Below are 7,561 nucleotides of genomic sequence, written 5' to 3' on the forward strand. Positions count from 1 at the left end.
GTGGCGGGGGAGACCCCGCCGAGGTCGCGGCTCGCCGTCGACCCGGTGACCGCCGCGCGCAGGCTGCTCGGTCACGTGGTCGTCCACGGCCCCGTCGCACTGCGCATCACCGAGACCGAGGCGTACGGCGGTCCGGACGGCGGGCGGCACCCCGACCCGGGTGCGCACTCGTACCGGGGGCCCACCCCCCGCAGCGCGGTCATGTTCGGACCCGCCGGCCACGCCTATGTCTACCGCTCCTACGGGATCCACCTGTGCGTCAACATCACCTGCGAGGGCGACGGTGAGGCGGGAGCGGTCCTCCTGCGCTCGGCCGCCGTCCTGACCGGGGACGACGTGGTCGCGCAGCGGCGGACGTCGCGCAGCGGTGTCGTGCCCAGTCCTCACCGATGGGCCATGGGGCCGGGCAACCTGGGGGCCGCGCTGGGCGTGACGTTGCAGGACAGTGGCCGCGATGTCCTCGACCGGACGTCTGACCTGCGACTCCTCCCGGGGGAGCCCGTGGCCCCGTCGTCCGTCGGGACCGGACCGCGGGTCGGGCTGACCGTCGCGACCGGTCGCCCGTGGCGGTTCTGGATCGACGGTGAGCCGTCGGTCTCCGCCTACCGTCCCGGCTCGGCGGCGGTGCGTGCGCGCCGGTTGGGATCGGGGACCGGGGATGCGGAAGGATCGGACTGGTGAGCACCGACATCATCGACGACCTGCAGTGGCGGGGTCTGATCGCCCAGTCGACCGACCTCGACGAGCTCCGCGCGCGGGTGACCCGCGCACCGATCGCGCTCTACGCCGGGTTCGATCCCACGGGACCGAGCCTGCACGCCGGCCATCTCGTGCCGCTGCTCACCCTGCGCCGGTTCCAGTTGGCCGGGCACCGACCGGTCGTCCTGGCCGGCGGCGCCACCGGGATGATCGGTGACCCCCGTGACGTGGGGGAGCGGACCATGCAGACCGCGGACGTCGTCCGGGACTGGGCGGCGCGGATCAACACCCAGCTCCAGCGCTTCGTCACCCTCGACGACTCCCCGACGGGTGCGGTGGTCGCCGACAACCTCGAGTGGACCGGCGGACTGTCGGTGGTCGACTTCCTGCGGGACATCGGCAAGCACTTCTCGGTGAACGTCATGCTCGCGCGCGACACGGTGAAGCGCCGGCTCGCGGGGGACGGGATCAGCTACACCGAGTTCAGCTACATGCTCCTGCAGGCCAACGACTTCGTGCAGCTCAACCGGACGCACGGATGCGAGCTGCAGATCGGGGGCTCGGACCAGTGGGGGAACATCGTCGCCGGCGTCGACCTGGCCCGACGGACCGACGGCACGGCGCTGCATGCGCTGACCGTCCCGCTGGTCACCGCATCCGACGGTACGAAGTTCGGCAAGTCGACCGGGGGAGGGAGCCTGTGGCTCGACCCCGCGATGACCAGTCCCTACGCCTGGTACCAGTACTTCGTGAACACGGCCGACGCCGACGTCGTCCGCTACCTGCGCTGGTTCACCTTCCTGGAGCGCGACGAGATCGAGGCGCTCGAGCAGGCGACGCGGGACACGCCTCATCTGCGCAGCGCGCAGAAGCGCCTGGCGGCGGAGATGACGACGCTGGTCCACGGGGCGGACCAGACCGCGGCGGTCGAGTCGGCCAGCGCGGCACTCTTCGGACGCGGTGACCTCACCGATGTCGACGAGGCCACCATCTCCGCTGCCCTGCGGGAGACGGGGGCTGTCGACCTCGAGGCCGGCTCGCACCCCACGATCGTCGAACTGCTTGTCGCAACCGGGCTCAGCGACGGCAACAAGGCGGCACGACGGGTGGTCTCCGAAGGAGGCGCCTACGTGAACAACACCAAGATCGAGGACGCCGAGTGGTCCCCGCAGGCCGGTGACCTGCTGCCGGGCGGCTGGTTGGTGGTGCGACGGGGCAAGCGGACCGTCGCCGGTGCGCGTATCCCGGCCGGCACGTGAACGGCCGGCAGCGCCCTGACCAGGGGATTTGACGCTGTGTTCCAGCCTGTGTAACTTCTTCTTTGCACCGCAGCGAGGGAAAACGCCGGTCGGGTTCGAATCCCGCCGGAACCGCTAGCGCGAGGTGCAGAACCCCAGATGGAATCGCTGGAAACAGCTGACTCCTCTGACAGTTCATACGGAACTCCGCGAGGCCGACTGTATGGATGTGTGTTCTTTGAGAACTCGATAGTGTGTTGACATTTTTGTTGGTGAGTTTTGTTTGCCTGCATCATTCGTCAGTGGTGGTGTGGGTTTGTTTTTTGGATTGTTTGGTCAGGTTTTGCTTTCCTGATTGTGTTGAAACTGTTTGGTTTCAGTGTTTTTTCATGGAGAGTTTGATCCTGGCTCAGGACGAACGCTGGCGGCGTGCTTAACACATGCAAGTCGAACGGAAAGGCCCTTCGGGGTACTCGAGTGGCGAACGGGTGAGTAACACGTGGGTGATCTGCCTCGTACTCTGGGATAAGCCTGGGAAACTGGGTCTAATACTGGATATGACCTTCCCTCGCATGGGGGTTGGTGGAAAGTTTTTCGGTACGAGATGGGCCCGCGGCCTATCAGCTTGTTGGTGGGGTAATGGCCTACCAAGGCGACGACGGGTAGCCGGCCTGAGAGGGCGACCGGCCACACTGGGACTGAGACACGGCCCAGACTCCTACGGGAGGCAGCAGTGGGGAATATTGCACAATGGGCGGAAGCCTGATGCAGCGACGCCGCGTGAGGGATGACGGCCTTCGGGTTGTAAACCTCTTTCACCAGGGGCGAACTTAGGACGGTACCTGGAGAAGAAGCACCGGCCAACTACGTGCCAGCAGCCGCGGTAATACGTAGGGTGCGAGCGTTGTCCGGAATTACTGGGCGTAAAGAGCTCGTAGGCGGTTTGTCGCGTCGTTCGTGAAAACTTGATGCTTAACATCAAGCGTGCGGGCGATACGGGCAGACTTGAGTACTACAGGGGAGACTGGAATTCCTGGTGTAGCGGTGAAATGCGCAGATATCAGGAGGAACACCGGTGGCGAAGGCGGGTCTCTGGGTAGTAACTGACGCTGAGGAGCGAAAGCGTGGGGAGCGAACAGGATTAGATACCCTGGTAGTCCACGCCGTAAACGGTGGGTACTAGGTGTGGGTTCCTTTCACGGGATCCGTGCCGTAGCTAACGCATTAAGTACCCCGCCTGGGGAGTACGGCCGCAAGGCTAAAACTCAAAGGAATTGACGGGGGCCCGCACAAGCGGCGGAGCATGTGGATTAATTCGATGCAACGCGAAGAACCTTACCTGGGTTTGACATACACCAGAAAGCTGTAGAGATACAGCCCCCCTTGTGGTTGGTGTACAGGTGGTGCATGGCTGTCGTCAGCTCGTGTCGTGAGATGTTGGGTTAAGTCCCGCAACGAGCGCAACCCTTGTCCTGTATTGCCAGCGGGTTATGCCGGGGACTTGCAGGAGACTGCCGGGGTCAACTCGGAGGAAGGTGGGGATGACGTCAAGTCATCATGCCCCTTATGTCCAGGGCTTCACACATGCTACAATGGCCGGTACAGAGGGCTGCGATACCGTGAGGTGGAGCGAATCCCTTAAAGCCGGTCTCAGTTCGGATCGGGGTCTGCAACTCGACCCCGTGAAGTCGGAGTCGCTAGTAATCGCAGATCAGCAACGCTGCGGTGAATACGTTCCCGGGCCTTGTACACACCGCCCGTCACGTCATGAAAGTCGGTAACACCCGAAGCCGGTGGCCTAACCCTTGTGGAGGGAGCCGTCGAAGGTGGGATCGGCGATTGGGACGAAGTCGTAACAAGGTAGCCGTACCGGAAGGTGCGGCTGGATCACCTCCTTTCTAAGGAGAACACAACAGCTCAGGCTCACACCGTTCGTGTGTGGGGTGGGTGTGTTCATCTGTGAGCGCCAACAAGCCGTGTGCCGTGCCGGCCCCGTTGTGGGGTGGGTGTGGTGGTTCCGCATCATCGTGAGGTGGTGTGGGTGTCGATGCACTATCGGGTCCTGAGAGAACACACTGTGTGTGGTTTCTCGGTAGTCCATCATCGCGCAGCCCGGTAAGAACCTGGGGCGCGCTGGCTCGGTGAGAGTCGGTGGCCTGTGTGGGTTTGGGTGTGTGGGTGGTGGGTGTGTGTTGTTTGAGAATTGCACAGTGGATGCGAGCATCTTTATTTAGTGTTTGTTGTTGTAAGTGTGTAAGGGCGTTCGGTGGATGCCTTGGTACCAGGAGCCGATGAAGGACGTGGTAGGCCGCGATAGTCCTCGGGGAGTTGTCAAACGAGCTGTGATCCGAGGGTGTCCGAATGGGGAAACCCAGCACGAGTCATGTCGTGTTACCCACCTGTGAATGTATAGCGGGTGTGGAGGGAACGTGGGGAAGTGAAACATCTCAGTACCCACAGGAAGAGAAAACAATAGTGATTCCGTGAGTAGTGGCGAGCGAAAGCGGAGGAGGCCAAACCATGCGCATGTGATACCCGGCAGGGGTTGTGTGTGTGGGGTTGTGGGGTCTGGTTTTCCCAATACTGCCGTGTTGGGTGCGAGTGAGAAAACTGCATGCTAGGTGAACTGGCCTGGAATGGTCGACCGTAGACGGTGAGAGTCCGGTAGTCGAAAGTGTGTGGTCTCGTGTGCCAGGTGCCCAAGTAGCAGCGGGCCCGTGAAATCTGCTGTGAATCTGCCGGGACCACCCGGTAAGCCTGAATACTTCCTGGTGACCGATAGCGGACAAGTACCGTGAGGGAAAGGTGAAAAGTACCCCGGGAGGGGAGTGAAATAGTACCTGAAACCGAGCGCTTACAATCCGTCAGAGCCTGCGCCCGTGAGGGGTGGGTGATGGCGTGCCTTTTGAAGAATGAGCCTGCGAGTTAGTGGCACGTCGCGAGGTTAACCCGTGTGGGGTAGCCGTAGCGAAAGCGAGTCTGAACAGGGCGGTTCAGTGGCGTGTTCTAGACCCGAAGCGGAGTGATCTACCCATGGCCAGGGTGAAGCGTCGGTAAGACGACGTGGAGGCCCGAACCCACTTCAGTTGAAAATGGAGGGGATGAGTTGTGGGTAGGGGTGAAAGGCCAATCAAACTCCGTGATAGCTGGTTCTCCCCGAAATGCATTTAGGTGCAGCGTCGCATGTTTCTCACCGGAGGTAGAGCTACTGGATGGCCGATGGGCCCTACAAGGTTACTGACGTCAGCCAAACTCCGAATGCCGGTGAGTGAGAGTGCGGCAGTGAGACTGCGGGCGATAAGGTTCGTAGTCGAGAGGGAAACAGCCCAGATCGCCGGCTAAGGCCCCTAAGCGTGTACTAAGTGGAAAAGGATGTGGGGTCGCGAAGACAACCAGGAGGTTGGCTTAGAAGCAGCCACCCTTGAAAGAGTGCGTAATAGCTCACTGGTCAAGTGATCCTGCGCCGACAATGTAGCGGGGCTCAAGTACACCGCCGAAGCCGCGGCACTCACACAAGACATCCACGGTCTCCTGCGGGGGGTCGTGTAGTGGTGTGGGTGGGTAGGGGAGCGTCCTGCATCCGTGGAAGCGTCGGAGTGATCCAGGCGTGGAGGGTGTGGGAGTGAGAATGCAGGCATGAGTAGCGAAAGAAGAGTGAGAAACTCTTCCGCCGGATGACCAAGGGTTCCTGGGCCAGGCTAATCCGCCCAGGGTGAGTCGGGACCTAAGGCGAGGCCGACAGGCGTAGTCGATGGACAACGGGTTGATATTCCCGTACCCGTGTTCGTAGCGTCCATGCTGAATCACATGTACTAACCATCCAAAACCATCGAGAAGACCTTCGGGTCTCGAGTGTGGGGCTGCATGGGACCTTGTGTGGTAGTAGGCAAGCGATGGGGTGACGCAGGAAGGTAGTGGGGCCAGTCAGTGGTTGTACTGGTGTAAGCCTGTAGGGCGAGACATAGGCAAATCCGTGTCTCATTCAGCCTGAGAGGTGATGCGTAGCCGATTGAGGCGAATTCCATGATCCTATGCTGCCGAGAAAAGCCTCTAGCGAGTTGGAACACGGCCCGTACCCCAAACCAACACAGGTGGTCAGGTAGAGAATACTAAGGCGATCGAGATAACTGTGGTTAAGGAACTCGGCAAAATACCCCCGTAACTTCGGGAGAAGGGGGGCCTCTGCTGGTGACCCATGTACGTGGTGAGCTGGTGGGGGTCGCAGAGACCAGAGAGAAGCGACTGTTTACTAAAAACACAGGTCCGTGCGAAGTCGTAAGACGATGTATACGGACTGACGCCTGCCCGGTGCTGGAAGGTTAAGAGGACCGGTTAATCACTTCGGTGGTGAAGCTGAGAATTTAAGCCCCAGTAAACGGCGGTGGTAACTATAACCATCCTAAGGTAGCGAAATTCCTTGTCGGGTAAGTTCCGACCTGCACGAATGGCGTAACGACTTCTCTGCTGTCTCAACCACAGACTCGGCGAAATTGCAGTACGAGTAAAGATGCTCGTTACGCGCGGCAGGACGAAAAGACCCCGGGACCTTCACTATAGTTTGGTATTGGTGTTCGGTTCGGTTTGTGTAGGATAGGTGGGAGACTGTGAAGCTCGCACGCCAGTGTGGGTGGAGTCGTTGTTGAAATACCACTCTGATCGTATTGGATACCTCAACCTCGGACCATGATCTGGTTCAGGGACAGTGCCTGATGGGTAGTTTAACTGGGGCGGTTGCCTCCCAAAATGTAACGGAGGCGCCCAAAGGTTCCCTCAGCCTGGTTGGCAATCAGGTGTTGAGTGCAAGTGCACAAGGGAGCTTGACTGTGAGACGGACATGTCGAGCAGGGACGAAAGTCGGGACTAGTGATCCGGCACCGGCAAGTGGAAGCGGTGTCGCTCAACGGATAAAAGGTACCCCGGGGATAACAGGCTGATCTTCCCCAAGAGTCCATATCGACGGGATGGTTTGGCACCTCGATGTCGGCTCGTCGCATCCTGGGGCTGGAGTAGGTCCCAAGGGTTGGGCTGTTCGCCCATTAAAGCGGCACGCGAGCTGGGTTTAGAACGTCGTGAGACAGTTCGGTCTCTATCCGCCGCGCGCGTAAGAAACTTGAGGAAACCTGTCCCTAGTACGAGAGGACCGGGACGGACGAACCTCTGGTGTGCCAGTTGTTCCACCAGGAGCACCGCTGGTTAGCTACGTTCGGAAGGGATAACCGCTGAAAGCATCTAAGCGGGAAGCCTGTTCCAAGATGAGGTTTCTCACCACCATTGCGTGGTTAAGGCCCCCCACAGACCATGGGGTTGATAGGCCAGAACTGGAAGCCCAGTAATGGGTGCAGGTGACTGGTACTAATCGGCCGAGGACTTACACAACAGGTAACACTCGATAGAGCGTGTTTCGCATCCACTGTGCAATATCTGAAACAACACACAACCCTTGACAAAGGATTGTGACCAACCCGCTGGCATGGGGGTTGGTGATGGTTTCACAGAGTTACGGCGGCCATAGCGGAGGGGAAACGCCCGGCCCCATTCCGAACCCGGAAGCTAAGCCCTCCAGCGCCGATGGTACTGCACCTTAACAAGTGTGGGAGAGTAGGACACCGCCGAACACAACATCC

Annotated in this window: 2 protein-coding genes and 3 rRNA genes; all 5 read left to right on the plus strand. The window is 60.2% G+C overall.

All coding sequences use genetic code 11. The features are described from left to right. The 5 genes from LX14_RS18800 (at position 1) to rrf (ending at position 7,552) form a co-directional block, all read left to right on the plus strand. Positions 1–681, plus strand: a complete 681-nt coding sequence (locus LX14_RS18800) for a DNA-3-methyladenine glycosylase (RefSeq protein WP_253648884.1) — start codon at positions 1–3, stop codon at positions 679–681. Next, a complete protein-coding gene (tyrS, locus tag LX14_RS18805; protein ID WP_253648885.1) occupies positions 678–1,958 on the plus strand; it encodes a tyrosine--tRNA ligase in 1,281 nt (426 codons plus the stop codon). Before LX14_RS18800 ends, tyrS begins: the two co-directional genes overlap by 4 nt. Before the next feature lie 365 nt (positions 1,959–2,323). Further along, positions 2,324–3,835: ribosomal RNA gene (locus LX14_RS18810) — 16S ribosomal RNA — on the plus strand. Between the two features lie 345 nt (positions 3,836–4,180). Then, positions 4,181–7,313: ribosomal RNA gene (locus LX14_RS18815) — 23S ribosomal RNA — on the plus strand. Between the two features lie 122 nt (positions 7,314–7,435). Beyond that, positions 7,436–7,552 (plus strand): 5S ribosomal RNA (gene rrf, locus LX14_RS18820). Together the 16S, 23S and 5S rRNA genes form the textbook arrangement of a ribosomal RNA operon. The last annotated feature ends 9 nt before the right edge of the window (positions 7,553–7,561 follow it).

This window comes from Williamsia deligens, assembly GCF_024171765.1.
Classification (GTDB): Bacteria; Actinomycetota; Actinomycetes; order Mycobacteriales; family Mycobacteriaceae; genus Williamsia_A; species Williamsia_A deligens.